The sequence below is a fragment of the Rothia sp. HMSC062H08 genome, from assembly GCF_001810775.1.
Lineage (GTDB): Bacteria > Actinomycetota > Actinomycetes > Actinomycetales > Micrococcaceae > Rothia.
Map to the genome: position 1 here is coordinate 47,438 of NZ_KV802656.1, position 18,641 is coordinate 66,078.

Here is an 18,641-nt window from a genome sequence, read left to right on the forward strand (position 1 = left end):
AGAGCCGAACGGGTCACCTTCACCGGGTCAGCAATACCAGCAGCCATCAGGTCCTCGTACTCGCCGGTCGCAGCGTTCAGGCCGGTACCGGCGGGCAGGGAACGAACGCGGTCAACCACAACGCCCGGCTCCAGGCCAGCGTTAGCAGCGATCTGCTTCAGCGGTGCGTCAATAGCCACGCGCACAATGTTCGCGCCAGTTGCCTCATCGCCGGTCAGCTCCAGCTTGTCGAAGACCTTCACGCCAGCCTGAATCAGAGCAACGCCACCACCGGGGACGATACCCTCCTCAACGGCAGCCTTAGCGTTACGCACAGCATCCTCGATGCGGTGCTTGCGTTCCTTCAGCTCAACCTCAGTTGCGGCACCAGCCTTCAGCACAGCAACGCCACCGGCGAGCTTAGCCAGGCGCTCCTGCAGCTTCTCACGGTCGTAGTCAGAGTCAGAGTTAGCGATCTCTGCGCGGATCTGAGCCACGCGACCCTCGATAGCTGCTGCGTCGCCTGCACCCTCGATGATGGTGGTCTCGTCCTTGGTCACAACGACCTTGCGAGCGGAACCGAGCATGTCCAGGGTTGCTGCGTCCAGGGACAGGCCAACCTCTTCGGTGATGACCTGGCCACCGGTCAGGATAGCAATATCAGCCATCTGAGCCTTACGGCGGTCACCGAAGCCCGGAGCCTTCACAGCAACAGACTTGATGGAGCCGCGCATCTTGTTCAGCACCAGCAGAGCCAGAGCCTCACCCTCAACGTCCTCAGCAACGATCAGCAGCGGCTTGCCGGACTGCATGACCTTCTCCAGGACGGGGACGAGGTCCTTAACGTTCGAAATCTTCTGGTTCACAACCAGGATGTAGGGGTCCTCCAGGACGGCTTCCTGACGTTCCGGGTCGGTCACGAAGTAACCGGACAGGAAGCCCTTGTCGAAGCGCATACCCTCAGTCAGTTCGAGGTGCAGACCGAAAGTGTTGGAGTCCTCAACGGTGATGACGCCTTCCTTGCCGACCTTCTCCATTGCCTCAGCAATGAGCTTGCCGATCTCGGCGTCGCCAGCGGAAATAGACGCGGTTGCGGCGATCTCTTCCTCGGTCTCAACTTCCTTTGCGGAGGAGAGCAGAGCCTCGGTCACAGCCTCAACAGCCTTCTCAATGCCGCGCTTGAGGCTCAGCGGGTCAGCGCCAGCAGCCACGTTGCGCAGGCCCTCGCGGACCAGCGCCTGAGCCAGAACGGTAGCGGTGGTGGTACCGTCACCGGCAATGTCGTCAGTCTTCTTGGCAACTTCCTTGACGAGCTCCGCACCAATCTTCTCGTACGGATCCTCCAGCTCGATTTCCTTCGCGATCGAGACACCGTCGTTGGTGATGGTGGGGGCGCCCCACGCCTTCTCCAGCACAACGTTGCGGCCGCGGGGGCCGAGGGTCACCTTCACTGCATCGGCGAGGGTGTTCAAACCGCGCTCAAGGCCGCGGCGTGCCTCTTCGTCAAAAGCAATGAGCTTTGCCATAAGTGTCCTCCTGGACGATCGGATTTTTTCCTTCACCCCTGCGGGTGCGGTACATCTAAAATCGGGTGGCTGCCCCTCCACAACGCCCCCGTTACGGAGGCGCGGGCAGAGTAGGGCATAAAGCACCCGAACGCTACATCAATTGTGGCACCCGCACCGGCATGGAGCAAACGTTTAAGCCCAAGGTTGAAGGGTTAATCGCCCAGTGCTTAATCTGCGCTCATCAACCCCACCAAAAGGGGCGTTACAAGCATCAACCCCACCGGTGCATCAGTGGGAATGCACGGGTGGGGTTGAGCAGAAGTCGTTATGGCAGAAACAGTAGGCGCGGGCTCAGATTCGAGGGCTTAGACTCGCGGGCTTAGAATCACCCGAGCAACCGCCTAAACCTATTCCGCGGCAGTAGCGGAGGCGGTGTAATCCGACGACAGAATCACGATGACCTCGTGGTTGCCCATCTCAACGTTGGCGGTCGCCTGGCGCACCTGAGTAATGCCCAGCTTCGAGGCGATGCTCTGTGCCTGCGACTGGTAGCCCTCAGCGTAGTAGACCACGCTGGTTGCCGGTGCCACACCCGTGTAGTTTGCCGTCTCGTTGATGGTGTAGCCGGTCAGCAGAGCCGCCGCACGGGATGCACTACCCGCCGGAGCCGCCGCATTGTAGACCGCCACAGAGATGGACTCAGCCAGACCGGTCTTCGTAGCACTTGCCGAGGCGGAAGCCTTAGCCGGAGCAGAGGACGCAGAGGCGCTTGCGGGGGCGGAGCTACTCTTCGCAGTGGACGCCGAATACTGTGGGGAGGCGGTGCGCGGCGCGTACACGTACATTGCACCGCCGATGAGCAGACCAACTACGCCTGCAGCTACCAGGGGGATGGCACCCTTGGGGCTCTTTGCCGGGTCAGCATTGACCGCGCGGTAGGTTCCGCGGCGGGCGGTGTTTTCGTCTACCTCGTCAAATTCGTCGCGGGGGTAGCTCATTTATCCTCATTTCACGGGTCTCTGTTTACCGGCTGGTACCGTACCGTCCTGCCTGGCGCGCGGGCGCGGCTGCGGAAGGTGCGGTCTTGGTGTTCTAGTACCTAGAGTACCGTCTCAACTAGCGAGAACCAACGTGAACGCCCCGCAACCGACTGTGAAAGAGACGGGCACCGCACAGTGTTCAATCTCTAGCTGAACTTTAGGTGCGCGGGGGTGAAAGCAGGAGTTGGAAAGCTCGCACGACTCCCCCAGTTTGAGCCCCTAGTCAGCGTCTCGGCGGGCACGCAGAACGTCGATCATCTGCGGCGCTGCGGCGCGTACCCGCTCATCATCCAGCATCACGTTCAGGCGCTGATAGTAGGCAATCGGGGTGAATCCGGCGGCGATAATCGCCTTCTCTTTGGAGCCCTGGTGCTTGAAGCGGCGGCGCTCCACCTCAAGAATGCGGCGCTCCACCGGGGTCAGGCCATCGGGTTGGTTCTCTACTTCCGGCTGGTTCTGTGCTTCCGGCTGGGCCTCAGCGGTTTCAGCTCGTTCCTGTTCTGACACGTTCCCTCCTGTCTGCAGCTCGTCTGCCGCGGTTGGCGTCGCCTACCGCAAGTATTCGTCATCCCCTAGTCTAGAGGAGGACCTCAGTCTAGAAGAGAAACTCAGTCTAGAAGAGAAACGTTCATCCCGCGCCCGGTTCCGTCACCGTCCGGGTTGCATCAGCACCAGGAGATTCCCGAGGAGATTCATGAACCAGCCCCTCAGTAGCATTATGAGCGAGGATTGGGCGGCAGCACTTGCCCCCGTCGAAGAGCAGATTCACGCCATGGGCGCTTTCCTGCGTGAGGAGCACGCGGCGGGGTACCGTACTTTCCCGCCTGCTGCCGATATTTTCAATGCGTTCCGCCGCCCGATGAGCGGGGTGAAGGTCCTCATTATTGGTCAGGACCCCTACCCTACTCCGGGCAATGCGATGGGTCTGTCGTTCTCGGTGCACCGCGGTATGCCGTTGCCTCGTTCGCTGAACAATATTTACAAGGAACTTGAGGACGATCTGGGTATTGCCCCGGCTGATCACGGTGACCTGTCCTGCTGGGCTGATGAGGGTGTCATGCTGCTCAACAGGGTTTTGACGGTGCGCGAGTCTGATGCGGGTTCGCACCGCGGTAAGGGTTGGGAGGAAATCACCGAGTGCGCTATCCGTGCACTGGTGGCGCGTAACCAGCCGCTGGTTGGCCTGCTGTGGGGTGCGGATGCGCGCAAGTGCGCACCTATGTTGCAGCCGTACCCGAGCGTGGAGTCGGCACATCCCTCGCCACTGTCTGCTCGCCGTGGTTTCTTTGGTTCGCGCCCGTTCTCGACCGTAAATTCCCTGCTGGTGCAGCAGGGGGCGGAGCCGGTGGATTGGACGGTCCGCTAGGCGCAGCACATGAGCCAGTATGAGAGCTGGCGCAATGGGCGTAGTGAAGGGGCGGTAGCTTGTGAGTTCACCTCGCAGGCTACCGCCCCTTCCCAACATCCAATATATGCAATATTGGCTATATACCCTTGAAAAAGGGCTAAGAATCAGCCGGTTCCACGTTTCGCGGAGTCGTAAAACGCTGTAGTGCATACTGCATCGTGTAATTACCCAACGCAACACCCGAAGCCATCGCCACCACAATCGAAACCGCCGTAATCATATTCTGCATACCCAGAATCACGTCCGTCTCAACCGTCAACAAATACATGCCGCGGAAGAACGACAGACCCGGTAGCAAGAACGTAATCGCCGGAATCGAGAAGATCGCCTGAGGCACATGCAGACGGTACGCAAAATACGTGCTCAACGCACCAATCACAACCGCCGCACACGCCGTCGGACCGCGACCAGTACTCGGGCCAGCCAGCAGCTCATAACCGTAATACGCCGCCAGACCGCAGCCCGTAATGACCATCAGCCACCCGACCTTCACCAGCTTCGTCTGCAAGGTAATCGCAAAGGTCGCAATCGCCACCAGGAAGAAGAACGACGCCACCAGCGGGGTTGTCGGCTCAAAACGCAACTGCTCAATATCCAGGGTCGGGCCGTTGAAAATATTGATCGCGCTCACCGCGGTCGCAATGCCAACCACCAGACCCAAGAAGCTCATGCCCGTAGACACGAAACGACCCGCAGCCGTCACCGGGAAGCCATTAATCGCGTCCTGTACGGCACCCACCAGACGCGGAGTCGGCAAGAACATAATCATGCCCGCAGCCACCACCAGAGGCGCCGAAATCGCCTCCCCCTGACGCTGCAACACCGAAAGAATGGATCCCTCACCGCCCAGCCAAATCGCCAAGAAGGTCATCAGACCCGCACTAGCAGCCATACGAAAGAACGCCGGAATACCAATCGAACTCAACCACTGAATCAGCAGGTACACCGGAATAAAAATAATCGCCGCACTCAACGCCGTCGCAAAACTTGCACCCAGCGCCGCCGTTAGGGTTCCGGCACACGCCAGGTTCGCCAACCACACCACCAGAGGCGGGAACGGCTTGGGTCGGTGGGTAATCTGGTTCAGCTTCAAATCAGCCATTTCCAGGGTCATACCACCGCGAGTAATCTTGTAGATTAGGCCGTACACCTCAGAAAGCGCCTCGTAGTTCTCCGTAGAGGAACGCACCACACGCACCAGGGTGTGCGTAAAGCGCTCCTCAGCGTTCGCATTGCGCTTGGCGATGCGGGACTCCATGTAAATATCGGGGTCCGAAGTGTAGTTGATGGTCACCGACTGGTTCGTAATGTCGACTTCCACAGAGTCCAGCCCGTACGCCGAAGAGACCGCAATAATCGCCGAGTCCACGTCCATTGCATCCGCACCGTAGTGGAACATCGCCTCCGCCAGGCGCAGGGTGAAGTTCAGAGTATCGCGGGCGTACTCCTTCTCACGGCGGAACGCCTCACGGCGCTCATGCTCCTCAGAGCGGATCGTCGGCACGAACTGGCGCTGCGCGATGCGCTGGGCACCGCGCGGGGCGGCGGGTGCCGCCTCCTCAGTGCGCACGAAGGAGCGGAAGCGACGCGAACCCCAGCGACCACCGCTACCGCGCCCAAACAGGCCGCGAGAGCCGCCCTCAACCAGCGGTACGGAGGTGGTGGGCATCGAGACAGGCCCGGTCTTCGGCATTGCGGCAGGATCCGCACCGAAGCGTCGGGCTGCGTGAGAGTTCGGCACCTGCGGAATCATACCGGTCATGGGCACCGGCTGGGAGGGTCGGGTCAGCGCCTCCTCGGTCACCATATTGCTGGAGGTGACGGGGTTCGGGTCCTCACGGTACGCGTCCAGCTCATGATCAGGCACGAGGGAGGGGTCAATGACGGTACGCGCGCCGTGGCCGTTAGGGGTCAGTTCGGGGTCGCATGTGGGCTCAACCGGCTCCTGCGCGGTGATGCCCATATCCGCTGCGGCCTCCTGCAGTACATCGCTGACAGCTTCTGCAGCGACGGTGCTCTCCTGGCTTGTCGCGGAGGTAGCATGCTGAGCCAGCACGCGGCGCAATTTCTCGTCGGTGACCTGGTCTAGTGAAACCAGGGGAAAACCGCGTTTACCGGCGATGTAGCCCGCGGTGGTGTTCTGCTCGCTTCCTTCCATTGCGGCAGTGTTCGCTTCGTCTGCATGCGAAGCTTCCCGCGATGTGGGGGTCGCGGGGGTGTTCCTCGATTCTGCCAATGTCCCTCCCAGATAGACAGTGCCTATTTAGTCTAACAAGGGCACGATTCTGCGGTAGCACTGGAGAGCAGAAATATCACTTTTCTGCCCGGTGATTTTGTGAGCAAAAAGCGCTCTGCGGCACTTACGGCAGAAGGCTTCATTGTTATGAAGAGAAATCCAGGTCATTACTGCACAGAAGATATTTTGGGAGATATTTCTAGAGCTATTTTCGAGGAAAAATAAAGGTTATATATACATTAAGATTTGCAGAGAAATATCCCCTATCTCCCCCCACTCACGCCTCAATAAAAAATGAATTATTCATAACAAAAAATATCCCGCCACCGAAGTGACGGGATATTCACGCTTTAAGGCTGTAGCCTTCACAGCATCCGAAGCGCACCGCTCAGGGTCACTTCAGAGGCGAAAGTCAATTACTCAGCGTCGTGGTCGGTCTCGAGGATCTTAACCAGCGAGTCAAGAGCCTCTTCAGCACCTTCGCCCTCAGCGCGCAGGACAACAACGTCGCCGTGCTTTGCACCCAGGGACATCAGGGACAGAATCGATGCAGCGTCCATAGCCTCATCTGCGGGCTCACCCTTAGCAGCGATGGTCACCTCAACGGGGAGGTCGCCAGCTGCCTCAGCGAAGATAGCTGCCGGACGTGCGTGCAGGCCAACACGGCTTGCAATAGTGGCTTCGCGCTCTGCCATTATGTTTCTCCTTTGATCAAGGAACCGAAATATATCAGTCCCTATTCTAAATGAACGGGGCGCTTCAGGACCCGCCCTTACTCTATAAATTGTACCGTTCAGCCGTACGCTAACAAGTACAAAAATGCCGGATGCAGAAATAAAACTCCGCACCCGGCATTTTTATGGACCCGGGCACCGCCTAACACACCCCACCAAGGGGCGGCAGGCAGAACCCGGAATCGTTTTAAGGCTTAGAGGCCCAGCTCATCCAGAATCGGCAGAGCCTTGCGTGCGCTCTCCTTCGCCTCAGCAGAAGAAATCTGCTGCAGAGCGATAGCCGCAATCTGCTGTGCCTTCTCCTTGGTCACAGACTTCAGAACCGCAGCCACAGCGGGGATAGCGCCAGCGTTCATGGACAGGGTGTCAACACCCAGACCAATCAGAACAACAGCCAGAGCCGGGTCAGCCGCAGCCTCACCACAGACGCTCACGTACTTCTTCTTACCCGCGGTGACCGATGCACGCTGAGCACCCTCAACAGTCATCTTGATCATCTTCAGCACTGCAGGCTGCCAGGGGTTGTTCAGGTGCGCCAGGTCACCCAGCAGACGGTCAGCTGCCATGGTGTACTGGGTCAGGTCGTTGGTGCCGATGGACACGAAGTCGACCTCGCCCAGGATAGCCTCAGCGTTCATCACAGCTGCGGGGGTTTCAACCATCACACCGTGAACGGGCAGGCCGATCTCCTTGAGCATGTTCGCGAAGTTGCGTGCCTCGGAGGTGGTCGAAATCATCGGAGCCATAACCCAGATGTCCGCGTCGGAGTTCTCCGAAGCAGCCTTAATAGCCTCCAGCTGGCGGGTCAGAACGCCCGGAACGGTCCAGTCAGTACGGAAACCGCGAACACCCAGTGCGGGGTTCTCCTCGGGGTTCACGTTCAGGAACGGCAGGGGCTTGTCAGCACCAGCGTCCAGAGTACGAACCACAATGTGCTTGCCGGGGAATGCGTCAAACACGGACTTGTAGGTCTTAGCCTGAGTCTCGATAGAAGGCTCAGAGTCGTGGCCCAGGAAGCCGAACTCGGTGCGCAACAGGCCAACACCCTCAGCCTTCAGGCTTGCAGCCTTCTCAGCGGACTTGCCGTCACCAACGTTTGCGTACAGCTCAACGCGGGTGCCGTCAGCCAGCACACCCTGACCGTCAAAGTCAGCGACAGGCTTACGGTTTGCGTACTTGATTGCTGCCTCACGGTCAGCGTCGGTGGGCTCGGTGTCAACGATGCCTTCGTTGGAGTCCACGTAGACGACGGTGCCGTCAGCAATCTCGGTCACGCCCTTAGCCGCCACAATAGCGGGCAGACCCAGACCGCGAGCCAGAATAGCGGTGTGTGCCTGGGGGCCACCGTCAGAGGTAATCAGAGCGATAACCTTCTCGGGGTCCAAGGTCGCGGTGTCAGCCGGTGCCAGGTCAATAGCGGCCAGGATGAACGGCTCATCAGAAACGGGGATGCCGGGAGCCTGCTGGTCGGTCAGCTCAGCAACAATGCGGGCACGCACGTCGTGGATGTCGGTGACGCGCTCAGCCATGTAGCCACCCAGGGCAGCCATCTGGTCTGCGAAGGAGGTTGCAGCCTCCCAGATAGCGCGCTCGGGAGCCATCTCCTGAGTCTCAACCAGCTTAATAGCGCTCTTGATGAGTGCACGGTCGGTAGCCATCTGAGAGGTAGACTTCAGAACAGCCTTGCCGTCACGGCTAGCGTGCTCTGCACGAGCGAGCAGGTCTTCCTTCACGCGGACCGAAGCGTCCTTGATGCGCTGCGCTGCAGCCTCAGCGGTCTCACCGCTCAGACGCAGACCGTCCTTAGGTTCCTCGATGGGCTTAGGCATCTGAAGAACGGGGCCAATAACGCGGCCGGCGTATACGCCGACGCCCTTGTAGGTAGTCATAAATTCATGTCCTATCTGTGGTTTGTCTACAGTGTAACGTGTTTTTTCACGCTCACGCCTGCAAACAGACGATCAAATGAAGGTGAGGTTATACGGCCTTTATGCGGATGCCTTAGAGCGGGCACCCAGGGACTTCAGCACCACGTACAGCAGCGCAGAAACAACGGTACCGGCAACAACAGCCGCCAGGAACATCAACGGGTTCTGCGCCAGACCAATAATCCAAATACCACCGTGCGGAGCCGGGGAAGCCACGTGCGCACCCATGGAGATTGCACCGGCAATAGCGCCACCAACAATGGTCGAAGGAATCACGCGAGCCGGGTCAGCCGAAGCGAAGGGAATAGCACCCTCAGAGATGAAGGATGCACCCAGCAGCCACGCAGCCTTACCGTTCTCACGCTCGTTCTCGTTGAACAGCTTGGGACGCAGGGTGGTTGCCAGAGCCATAGCCAGCGGCGGAACCATACCGGAAATAATGACGGCAGCCATGATTTCCTGGTTCACGGTCGCACCCGAGGACAGGCCAGCAGTTGCGAAGAGGTAAGCAGCCTTGTTGATGGGGCCACCCAGGTCAGAAGCCATCATGGCGCCCAGGATCAGACCCAGCAGCAGAGCGGAACCGCCAGACATGGAGGTCAGCCAATCCTGCAGGGTGGTCATAACCCAAGCCAGGGGCGCACCGAGCAGCAGGTACATTGCCAGGCCGGCAACCAGAGAAGTCACCAGCGGGGTGATGACCACGGGCATCATCGAGCCAAGCCAGCGGGGCAGCTTCAGGGTACCCAGAGCGTACGCAATCAGACCGGCGAGAATACCGCCAACAATACCGCCAAGGAAGCCCGCGTTTACCGCAAGAGCCACCGAACCGGCGATGAAGCCCGGAGCAATACCGGGACGCTGAGCCAAACCGTACGCAATGTACGCGGCAAGAGCCGGAACCATCAGGCTCAGACCGAAACCACCGATGGTCTGCAGAACAGCACCCAGGTACAGGGTCCAGTGCACGTCACCGAGATTGAACAGGGTTGCCGAGTCGAGAATCGCCTTGGTGTTCACATCGCCAAGGTTCGGCACCGTAATTGCCTCGAAAACGAAGCCCAGGGCGACCAGAATACCGCCGGCGGCAACGAACGGAATCATGTAGGAGATACCGGTCATCACAGCCTTGTAGATGCGCGAGCCCCAAGCGCCTTCGGTAGCGCCTGCGCTGTCCTCACCGCTGGATGCGGCAGCGGCAACGCGTGCACCGTTGGGGTTCTCGGCCTCAGCCAGAGCCTCCGCAATCATTTCCTTAGGCTCGTCAATACCGCGCTTGACGGGAGACTCAATAAAGGGCTTACCTGCGAAGCGGTTACGCTCACGCACGTTCACGGACACCGCGAAAATCACGGCGTCTGCGGCGTCAATATCAGCCTGAGTCAGCTTCTCGTTACCCGAGGAGCCCTGGGTTTCAACCTTCAGGTCGTAGCCGAGCTCTTCAGCAGCGTACTTGAGGGCGTCCGCAGCCATGTAGGTGTGAGCGATACCGGTGGGGCATGCGGTCACAGCAACAATCTTCTTCACCGGAACCGAAGCGGCGGGTGCTTCCTTCTCAGCGGCAGGTGCGGCGGGCGCAGCCTCGGCGGGCTTGGCCTCTGCCTTCTTCTCGCCCACGCCGAGCGCACCGTTGACCAGCTCAACGATCTCTTCAGCCGAGGAGGCTTCGCGCAGGGACGCGGTGAAGCTCTTCTTCATCAGGGAGCGTGCCAGAGTGGACAGCAGCTTCAGGTGAGCCTGGTCAGCACCATCGGGTGCAGCGATGAAGAAAATCAGGTCGGCGGGGCCGTCCTTTGCACCGAAGGAAACTGCCGGGTTGGGGCGTGCCATTGCCAGGGTCGGCTCGGTGACGGCGGCGCTACGGCAGTGCGGAATCGCAATACCGCCGGGGATACCGGTGTCGGTCTTGGATTCGCGTGCCTCGGCAGCCGCGTAGAGCTGCTCGAAGTCGGTAGCGCGTCCAGCATTTACGACTGTCTGGGCGAGCTTGGCAATTACGTCGAATCGGGTCTCGCCGAGGTTCTCGTCCAGCAGGACGAGATCTGCGGTGATCAGATCAGACATATTCCCTCCTCGGGTATGTGTTGGGGCGGGGATTCGCTCAGCGGTGCCGGGCTTCTCCCCTATATGAGTTCAAAGTGTGCGCAGTGTGTGTTTGTATGTGCAGCGTGCGTATATGTGTGACATATGCGCACAGCACCCCAGCTTATATTCCCTTCTGAGAATAAAAGCTGGAGGTGCGAAAACAGCCCGAATTAGAGCTGCAGCTGACGAACAGTGACCTTCTCAGGAGTGGTCTGCTCCAGCGAAGGCATGCGGGTACCGGGCAGAGCAGCAGCAGCCGAACCGTGAGCTACCGCCTGAACCAGGCAACCGGGGGCATCCTCACCACGAGTGTGAGCAATCAAAAAACCGGACAGCGACGAGTCACCGGCACCCACAGTGCTACGAACCTGAATCGGCTCGTGCACAGCATGCCAGATACCCTGCTCAGTGACCAGCACTGCGCCGCCGCCGCCGAGGGTGGCAAGCACGTACTCAATGCCGTCACCGAGCAGCTTCTGGGCGGTGCGGGCGGTCAGCTCGGGGCTAGCCTCCAGCTCCTCCCAGTTATCGCTACCGGTCAGCTGAGCCAGCTCCTCCGAGTTGGGCTTAATCAGGGTGGGCTTGTGCTCACCGGCGACGGTCGCAATCAGCGGTGCCTCAGAGGTATCAATAGCAATCTTGCCCTCGTAGCCGGAGGCGCGCAGTGCCGCCACCAGCTCGGAGTAGTAGGTCGGCTCCAGACCTGGAGGCAGCGAACCAGCCAGAACCACCCAGTCGGCACCCTTGGAACGCTCAACCACCAGCTCGTCCAGCTTCTGACGCAGTTCGGCATCAAAAACGGTGCCGGGGGCGTTCAGCTTGGTGGTGGTGCCATCCGGATCAACCACGGTGATGTTCGAGCGAATCGGCTCGCCGGTCGGCAGGTTAGCGAACTCGACGTCCACCGCCTGCAGTGCGGTCAGCACCGGGTCGGTGGCTTCACCGGGCACAATGGCGAGGGTCGGCACACCGGAAACCTGCAGGGCACGCGAAATATTCACGCCCTTGCCGCCGGGATCCTGTACGGCACCGACAGCACGCTGCACGGCACCGTGAGCCAAAGGCGCACCCAGTTCAATGGTGCGGTCCAGGCTGGGGTTTGCAGTCAGAGTAATAATCATTAGGCAATCACAATCTCAACGTTTGCGGCCTCAAGTGCCTGACGGAGGGCACCTTCGGGCTCGCGATCGGTAATGAGGGTGTCAATATCCTCGAATCCAGCGAAGCGGACCAGAGATTCCTGACCGAACTTCGCAGAGTCACAGAGCAAGACCACGCGACGAGCAGACTTGCAGATCGCGGTCTTGACAATGGCTTCGTTCATGCCGGGGGTGGAGATGCCGAAATGCGCTTCAATGCCATTGGCACCGATGAACGCAATGTCGGGGCGCATGGTGCCGAAGTGCTCTGCGGCGCGTGCACCAACAGCAGCCCAGGTCATCTTGCGCAGCTGGCCGCCAACCAGTTCAAGGGTGACACCCTCGGCTTCGGCGAGCTTGACTGCAATGTGCAGTGCGTGGGTGATGATGATGCGGTCGTTGCCGGTCTTGAGGCTGAAGTTCTCGGCGCCGATGTGGTCGGCGAGAATCTCGATGGTGGAGCCTGCGTCCAGGACGATGGAGCCTGCCTCGGAGTCGCGCAGCATCTGGTATGCCTTGGTGGCGATACGGCGCTTCTCGGGGGTGTTCATGCCCTGTCGGGAGGAGATGGAGGACTCCAGGGAGGTGGACTGCTCAATGGTGACAGCACCACCGTGAACACGGCGGAGCTTACCTGCCTCTTCCAGTGCGGCGAGGTCACGACGCACGGTCTCCATGGTCACATCGTAACGACGTGCAAGGTCAGCGCCGTTGACACGACGTGCGGAGGCAACAAGCTTTGCAATTTCGGCACGGCGTTCTTCTGCGAACATAAATCTGGTGTTCCTTTGGGCTAGTGGGAGGAAATCTGTGCGTTCTTTTCTGCGTTCTGCTCGGCTTTCAGGACCGTGAGAGACATGGTTTCAGCGAACCGACAGAACGCTTTAGGGTAATACTTGATTTTATGTGGGTTTTTGTGGGCAAGTCAATATAAAACGCTGTATTTGCCGGAATATTACCCGAATGTTCCCTACCGAAACCACACCATATCGGAGGTCACTGCCTGTTTATGTCTGTTTGACCTAATGAACTGTTGGGTTTTCCCACTCCCCCACCATCCGCACAGTGTCAAACACCTACACAGCGCCCTAACACGGCAAAAAGTGGAGGCGCCGGCCCCGAGAACCCTCGCCGAGAACCCTCGAAACCAGCGCCTCCACCGGGCACAGAACCTTATTTACCTTGACGTTCACGACGCACGCGACGCCAACGATGTACACCCAAAGCACCCGCCGCACCCAGCAGTGCACCCGAACCGTTCATCAGCACATCCACCGGATCGCCGGTACGATCAGGCATGAAACTCTGGATTGTCTCAATGCAGGCGCTGACCAAAAATCCCGAGTACAGCACGTGCGGGCGAGCCTTCGGTTTGAGTAGCAGGGCGAAAAGAAAACCGCCCGGAATGAACATGATGACGTTCGAAAGCTGCTCAATGCTCGAATAGGTGATGAACGCAGGCAGCCACCCCTCGGCGTGGCCGGTATCCAGTAGCTGCGCCAGGCGGCCGCCCATCTCGTTATCGTCCACGTGCACGGGGGCGAACACGATACTCGCCACCACCGCGCAGTACAGCGCCGTGACGGGCCAGAGAATCAGCCGCCACACGCGAGCGCCAGACCATTCTTTACCAGACAAGGCGACCCACCTCGTCGAACTGCTTGGTCGAATCCCACGCGAACAGGCCCGGTACGTCAATCGTGAGCGGTTCGGCGTTCGGCACGGTCACGGTCCATTCTTCACCAGCTGCGGCGGAGAGGGCGCGGCGGATAAAGCTGCCGTGGCTGACAGCAATAATCTTCTGGTCGCCCGAGGCTTCAGAGAGTTCACGCACGATATTGCGCAGGGTACGCACCGCACGAATGTACACGTCACGTTCGGATTCCACATTCGGGTAGTAGCGTTCGGGGGCGCGGCGTTCGGGGGCGGGAATGTCCAGGCCCTCACCGGCACCGTAGGCGCGTTCCACCAGCTCGGGGTAGGTCTTGTGCACCTGCAGGTCGAAGTGCTCACCGACCAGCTGCGCGGTCTCGTGGGCGCGGGAGAGCGGCGAGGACACTAGCATGGTGAATTCCAGGCCCATGTCGGCGAGCTTCTTGCCGGTGGTGCGTGCCTGCTCGCGGCCGGTGTCGTTGAGCGGAATGTCGGTGATGCCCTGCATCAGGTTCGCCTTGTTCCAGTCGGTCTGGCCGTGACGAATCAGGGTGAGGGTCGTGTTCTGGGCGCCCGCCGGAATCTGCTCGGGGCCCAGCTCGGGCTCGAGGTGCTGTACAACCAGGCGGTCGATCGCGTCGTCCAGGTACTGCAGGGGCACCTCGGTCAGGGAGGCGTTCACGGGGATCGGGTAGATACCGTCCTCGTTGAGCAGTTCGGGGTGGCGGTCAGCCAGCAGGGCGGTCATGGTCATCGCGATCAGCATGCCGTGCGCGGCAACCACAACAGTCTGACCCTCATATTCGCGGCGGACGCGGTTCAGCGCCGCGAGGGAGCGGGCGAGGAAGTCCTTCTTCGGTTCCACGTTGAAAGCATTGTTGGACTGGCGGGAGGCGAGAATCAGCTCGCGGGTAGCGATCTGGCCTTCCAGGTCACCAAAGGAACGTTCCTGGAAGCCGTCAATGGCACCGCGGTAGGGTACGCCCAGGCCTTCGGCTACGATTTCGGCGCTTTCTACGGCGCGGGAAAGGGGCGAGGAGACGATAGCGTCCACCCTGGTGCCCTCAGCTGCTGCCTGTTGCAGGGCGCCGATAGCGGTGCGGACCTGCTCTCTGCCGGTGTCGTTGAGGGGGATGTCGGTGCCGCCCTGGAAGCGGTGGTCGATGTTCCAGTCGGTCTGGCCGTGGCGCAGGAAGATGATGCGGGTTCCTGCCTCGGGGTCGGCTACCGGAGTGATGATGGGGGTGTTCTGTGCGTCGGTCATCCTTCTAGTATGGCATTGCCCCCGCGCAGTTCAAGGGGGCAAGAGGCGTATTCTCTCATGAAGCGCATTCATACCGCGGTATGAGCTGCGGGGTGGTTGAGCGCCCGGTCGGGCGAATTTTTTCAGGGTATTCCCATATTTTTCAGCCCCCAGACGGAGGGGTGAGCCGCCAAGAAGCTGAGATGATAGAAGTGTACTTCCGTTAGTTCATACCCAATGAAGGTTGTCATGACGCAGAATCCTCAATCCCAGAACCATCCTCAAACCCAGAACCCGCAGTTCCAGGCTCAGAACCCGTACTCAATGACCCCTCCGCAGGCGGCGCAGCCTGCCGGTCAGTATTCCGCTCAGCAAGGTCATCCCCAGCAGGGTCAGCCCGGCCAGCCCGGCCAGCAGGGCTACTACCAGAGTCAGCCGCAGGGCTACCCGGCTCAGGCACCTCAGCAGATGCAGCAGGCGCCCTTCGCGCGCGGCGCGATTATTTCTGCCCGTAACCTGCACAAGTCGTACGGCAATAACCCGGTGCTGCGTAACGTGAGCCTCGATATTTTCCCCGGCGAGTCCGTGGCGATTATGGGTCCTTCCGGTTCGGGTAAGACCACCCTGTTGCACGCGCTCTCGGGCATTATCAAGCTCGATGCCGGTTCCGTGCTGTTCAATGGCCCCACCGGTCAGGTGGCGGTGGAGTCCCTCAGCGAGCGTGAGCGCACCTCCCTGCGCGCTAACTCGTTTGGTTTCGTGTTCCAGCAGGGTCTGCTGGTGCCCGAGCTGACTGCGGAGGAGAACGTCTCCCTCGCCGCGATGATTGCCGGTGTGCCGCGCCAGCAGGCACGCTCCGTTTCGATTGATTTGCTGAACCGCCTGGGTCTGGGGCAGATGCTGGACCGCCGTATGGGTGAGATGTCCGGTGGTCAGGCGCAGCGTGTGGCGATTGCCCGCTCCCAGGTGAACGGTGCCCCCGTGACTTTCGCGGATGAGCCGACCGGCGCGCTGGATTCGAAGACCGCCCGTGAGGTGATGGCTCTGCTGCTGACCATGATTCCGCAGCAGGGTAAGACTCTGCTGGTGGTTACTCACGACCCGAACGTGGCGGCGGCGTGCTCCCGCGTGGTGTACCTGCAGGACGGTCAGATCGTGAGCGACCAGCGCAATAGCCAGGGCGGTGTTCCCGCTTCCCAGAACCACGCTCAGAGCTTCGGCGCTCAGTCTCAGGCAGGTGCATAATGCAAATCTATGCTCTACTCGCCAAGCGAACCCTATGGAGTTCGCAGGCGATTCTTCCCGTACTGGCTTTTGCCGCCTCCTCGGCACTGTTTTTGACGGTTGCCGGTGGTGTTCAGGCGCTGAGCACGTGGCTTGAGCACGCCAACGTTGACCACGAAATGATCAACCTGATGGGCATTCAGAAGCTCTACATGGGTTTGGCGTGGGTTGCCGCTCTGGTGCTGATTGTTCCGCTCTTTACCCTGGGCGCTTCGGTTGCTCGTTTGAGTGCCCGCCGCCGTGATGAGCGTCTGGCGTCCCTGCGTCTGATTGGTGCCTCCACAACCCTGATTGTGGGTCTGTCTGTTGCGGACGCGCTGGTGTACTCTCTTGTGGGTTTCATCATCGGTCTGTTGCTTTACCTGGTGCTGATTTTCCCCTTTGGCGCTTTGCACTTCATGAACGTTCCGCTGGGTGCTGAGAATATGCTCCTGCCGGTGAGCGTGATTTTCTACTGCTTCCTGGGCTGTATGGTTCTGGCGGCTCTTAGCTCCCTCTTCGGTCTGGCGAAAGTCAGCATCAGCCCGCTGGGTGTGCGTACCCGCGCGAAGGCTGGTTCCGCCGGTTACATTGCTCTGGGTATCGGTGTTGTTCTGGTCATCGCCGTGATGATTCTGGCTTCGACCTCGAAGGGTTTTAGCATGTTCTCACCCTTCCAGGACGGCGGTGCCGATAGCGCGATTAAGAACCTAGCGATTTTCATTGCTCTGCCGGGTCTGCTGATGATGGTTGCTATCGACCTGATTGGTACCTTCCTGGTGTGGGCATACGCAAAGATTCGTGTGCGCATGACCCAGAAGGCGTCGGTTCTGCTGGGTTACCGTGCGGTGCTAGAGTCCCCGCGCGGGGCGTGGCGTCAGGTTTCGGGTGTGGCGCTGTCGACCTTCTTGGTGACCTTCTTCGGCCCCATCCTGATTCTGGCGGGTGAGATGAACAAAACGGCGAAGGAGGTAGGCCCCGCCGCCGGCCCCTTCATGACCATCATGTCGGACATGTTCCAGGGCATGCTGCTCATGCTGTTCTTCTCGTACCTGCTGGTCACCCTCTCCGCAGTGTTGAACCAGAGCGCCGCCATTTACGAGCGTGGTTCCCTGTACTCTTCGCTGAATATGATGGGTACCCCCACGAGGATGTTGCAGGCTTCGCGCCTTACCGTGGTTTTCGGTCCGCTGGTGCTCATTAGCGTGGTTTCTGCGCTGCTGGGTCTGCCGCTGACGGCGTTGATTGCGGCGCAGGGTCTTTCGGGTGAGATTCTGACGAAGATGTTCGGTATGACCTTCGGCGCTATTGCGCTGGGTCTGGCGCTGGTCTATGTGGGCCTGTTGGCGACCATTCCGTTTATGCGTCAGGTGACTCATAAGCCGGTGTCCGCTCTCTAAACTGTTTTAGCTTCTGCCCTCCCGTTGCATCCGTTCTGGATGCGGCGGGAGGGTTTCTTTATGCCTACTTATGTGCCGCGTGCTTTTGTGCCCTCACCCGGCGTGTGCCCCGCATGTTTTCTCACGCATCGTGCCACCGCTTCCATAGCCTCAAGCCCTGTGAGAGACTGACATTATGTTTGAACACACAGTACCCTCCGATTGGTTTCCCCGCTGCGCAATCTTCGACTGCGACGGCATCCTCCTCGACTCCGAGACCGTCTGGAACGATGTGCAGCGTGAGCTTTTCGCACGCTGGTCTGTTCCCTTCACCGAGGAGGTCGAGCACCGCCTCACCGGCCTGGCGGCAGCCGACGTCGCCGAGGAGCTTGCCCTGCTCTCCTACGAGGCGCAGAACGGCCAGAAGCCGGACACCGCCTCCGCAGAGTACGCCGAGCACCATGAACGTGTGATGAAGGACCTGCTCGCTACCGAGCACGAGGTCATCAGCTCCGGCGTGGACCTGATCGAGGGCGCGCAGGAGTTCCTGAGCTTCCTGAGCGAGCACATGCCCGTTGCGGTGGCGTCGAACTCCACCGCGAACATTCTGACCCTAAAGATGAAAAGCTACGGCTACGCCCCGCTGGTGCGCACCTGGGTCAGCAGCAACGACGTTCCGACCGGTAAGCCCGCCCCGGACATGTACATGGAGGCGGCACGTCGCCTCGGCTTTGAAGGTCACGAGGCGCTGGCGTTCGAGGACTCCCCCGCGGGCGCGCAGGCGGCACGTGACGCCGGTACGAAGGTCATGATTTACGTTCCGGAAGGCACCGACCCGGCAAAGGCACCGGCCGGTTTTGGGCGCTTCGATTCGTTCAATGACCCGCAGCTCTGGGAGGCGGCACGCACCTGGATCGCCAAGCTTGAGGCAGCTCAGCAGTCTGAAGCAACGCAGGGCTAAGCACGTACCGCAGACGCCTCACCGCGCCACCGCCTCACCTGATAGGCAGCATCAAGAAAGACCCCCGGCCCGCTCCTCAAGGAGC

15 protein-coding genes are annotated in these 18,641 nt (G+C 60.1%); 4 read left to right on the forward strand and 11 right to left on the reverse strand.

The features are described from left to right. From groL to HMPREF2765_RS02175, 3 genes are all read right to left on the reverse strand, one after another. On the reverse strand, positions 1 to 1,505 hold a 1,505-nt coding region (gene groL, locus HMPREF2765_RS02165), incomplete at its 3' end, for a chaperonin GroEL (RefSeq protein WP_070604185.1). 389 nt (positions 1,506 to 1,894) lie between these two features. Next, complete coding sequence (locus tag HMPREF2765_RS02170; RefSeq protein ID WP_005508172.1) at positions 1,895 to 2,485, reverse strand: LytR C-terminal domain-containing protein; 591 nt, start codon at positions 2,483 to 2,485, stop codon at positions 1,895 to 1,897. Between the two features lie 261 nt (positions 2,486 to 2,746). Next, positions 2,747 to 3,034 (reverse strand): DUF3263 domain-containing protein, encoded by a 288-nt coding sequence (locus HMPREF2765_RS02175; protein WP_070604174.1) that lies wholly within the window; start codon positions 3,032 to 3,034, stop codon positions 2,747 to 2,749. A 187-nt stretch (positions 3,035 to 3,221) separates the two neighbouring features. On the opposite strand from HMPREF2765_RS02175, the gene HMPREF2765_RS02180 reads away from it, so the two are divergent. Then, positions 3,222 to 3,893, forward strand: a complete 672-nt coding sequence (locus HMPREF2765_RS02180; RefSeq protein WP_005504509.1) for a uracil-DNA glycosylase — start codon at positions 3,222 to 3,224, stop codon at positions 3,891 to 3,893. A gap of 139 nt (positions 3,894 to 4,032) precedes the next feature. Here HMPREF2765_RS02180 and HMPREF2765_RS02185 read toward each other — a convergent pair whose 3' ends face one another. The 8 genes from HMPREF2765_RS02185 to HMPREF2765_RS02220 all read right to left on the reverse strand — a co-directional run bounded on the left by HMPREF2765_RS02185 (position 4,033) and on the right by HMPREF2765_RS02220 (position 14,974). Further along, a complete protein-coding gene (locus HMPREF2765_RS02185; RefSeq protein ID WP_070604175.1) occupies positions 4,033 to 6,171 on the reverse strand; it encodes a threonine/serine exporter family protein in 2,139 nt (712 codons plus the stop codon). Positions 6,172 to 6,587: 416 nt separating this feature from the next. Continuing rightward, positions 6,588 to 6,866 (reverse strand): HPr family phosphocarrier protein, encoded by a 279-nt coding sequence (locus HMPREF2765_RS02190; RefSeq protein WP_005504506.1) that lies wholly within the window; start codon positions 6,864 to 6,866, stop codon positions 6,588 to 6,590. A gap of 233 nt (positions 6,867 to 7,099) precedes the next feature. Next, a complete protein-coding gene (gene ptsP, locus HMPREF2765_RS02195; RefSeq protein ID WP_012902843.1) occupies positions 7,100 to 8,794 on the reverse strand; it encodes a phosphoenolpyruvate--protein phosphotransferase in 1,695 nt (564 codons plus the stop codon). A gap of 99 nt (positions 8,795 to 8,893) precedes the next feature. Beyond that, positions 8,894 to 10,897: a PTS fructose transporter subunit IIABC gene (locus tag HMPREF2765_RS02200; protein WP_070604176.1), complete on the reverse strand. Its 2,004-nt coding sequence runs from the start codon at positions 10,895 to 10,897 to the stop codon at positions 8,894 to 8,896. A gap of 191 nt (positions 10,898 to 11,088) precedes the next feature. Further along, complete coding sequence (locus HMPREF2765_RS02205; RefSeq protein WP_005508167.1) at positions 11,089 to 12,039, reverse strand: 1-phosphofructokinase family hexose kinase; 951 nt, start codon at positions 12,037 to 12,039, stop codon at positions 11,089 to 11,091. Next, positions 12,039 to 12,830: a DeoR/GlpR family DNA-binding transcription regulator gene (locus HMPREF2765_RS02210; RefSeq protein WP_070604177.1), complete on the reverse strand. Its 792-nt coding sequence runs from the start codon at positions 12,828 to 12,830 to the stop codon at positions 12,039 to 12,041. Before HMPREF2765_RS02210 ends, HMPREF2765_RS02205 begins: the two co-directional genes overlap by 1 nt. A 400-nt stretch (positions 12,831 to 13,230) precedes the next feature. Continuing rightward, positions 13,231 to 13,695, reverse strand: a complete 465-nt coding sequence (locus HMPREF2765_RS02215; protein WP_070604178.1) for a VanZ family protein — start codon at positions 13,693 to 13,695, stop codon at positions 13,231 to 13,233. Continuing rightward, positions 13,685 to 14,974, reverse strand: coding sequence for a 2-carboxy-D-arabinitol-1-phosphatase (locus HMPREF2765_RS02220; protein WP_070604179.1), 1,290 nt, complete (start codon positions 14,972 to 14,974; stop codon positions 13,685 to 13,687). The genes HMPREF2765_RS02215 and HMPREF2765_RS02220 overlap by 11 nt, the downstream gene beginning before the upstream one ends. 228 nt (positions 14,975 to 15,202) lie before the next feature. Between HMPREF2765_RS02220 and HMPREF2765_RS02225 the strand changes: the two genes are divergently transcribed. From HMPREF2765_RS02225 to HMPREF2765_RS02235, 3 genes are all read left to right on the forward strand, one after another. Next, complete coding sequence (locus HMPREF2765_RS02225; protein WP_083303606.1) at positions 15,203 to 16,198, forward strand: ABC transporter ATP-binding protein; 996 nt, start codon at positions 15,203 to 15,205, stop codon at positions 16,196 to 16,198. Next, positions 16,198 to 17,616, forward strand: a complete 1,419-nt coding sequence (locus HMPREF2765_RS02230; protein WP_070604180.1) for an FtsX-like permease family protein — start codon at positions 16,198 to 16,200, stop codon at positions 17,614 to 17,616. Before HMPREF2765_RS02225 ends, HMPREF2765_RS02230 begins: the two co-directional genes overlap by 1 nt. Before the next feature lie 175 nt (positions 17,617 to 17,791). Further along, on the forward strand, positions 17,792 to 18,556 hold the full coding sequence (locus HMPREF2765_RS02235) for an HAD family hydrolase (protein ID WP_070604181.1): 765 nt from the start codon (positions 17,792 to 17,794) through the stop codon (positions 18,554 to 18,556). Positions 18,557 to 18,641 lie beyond the last annotated feature (85 nt).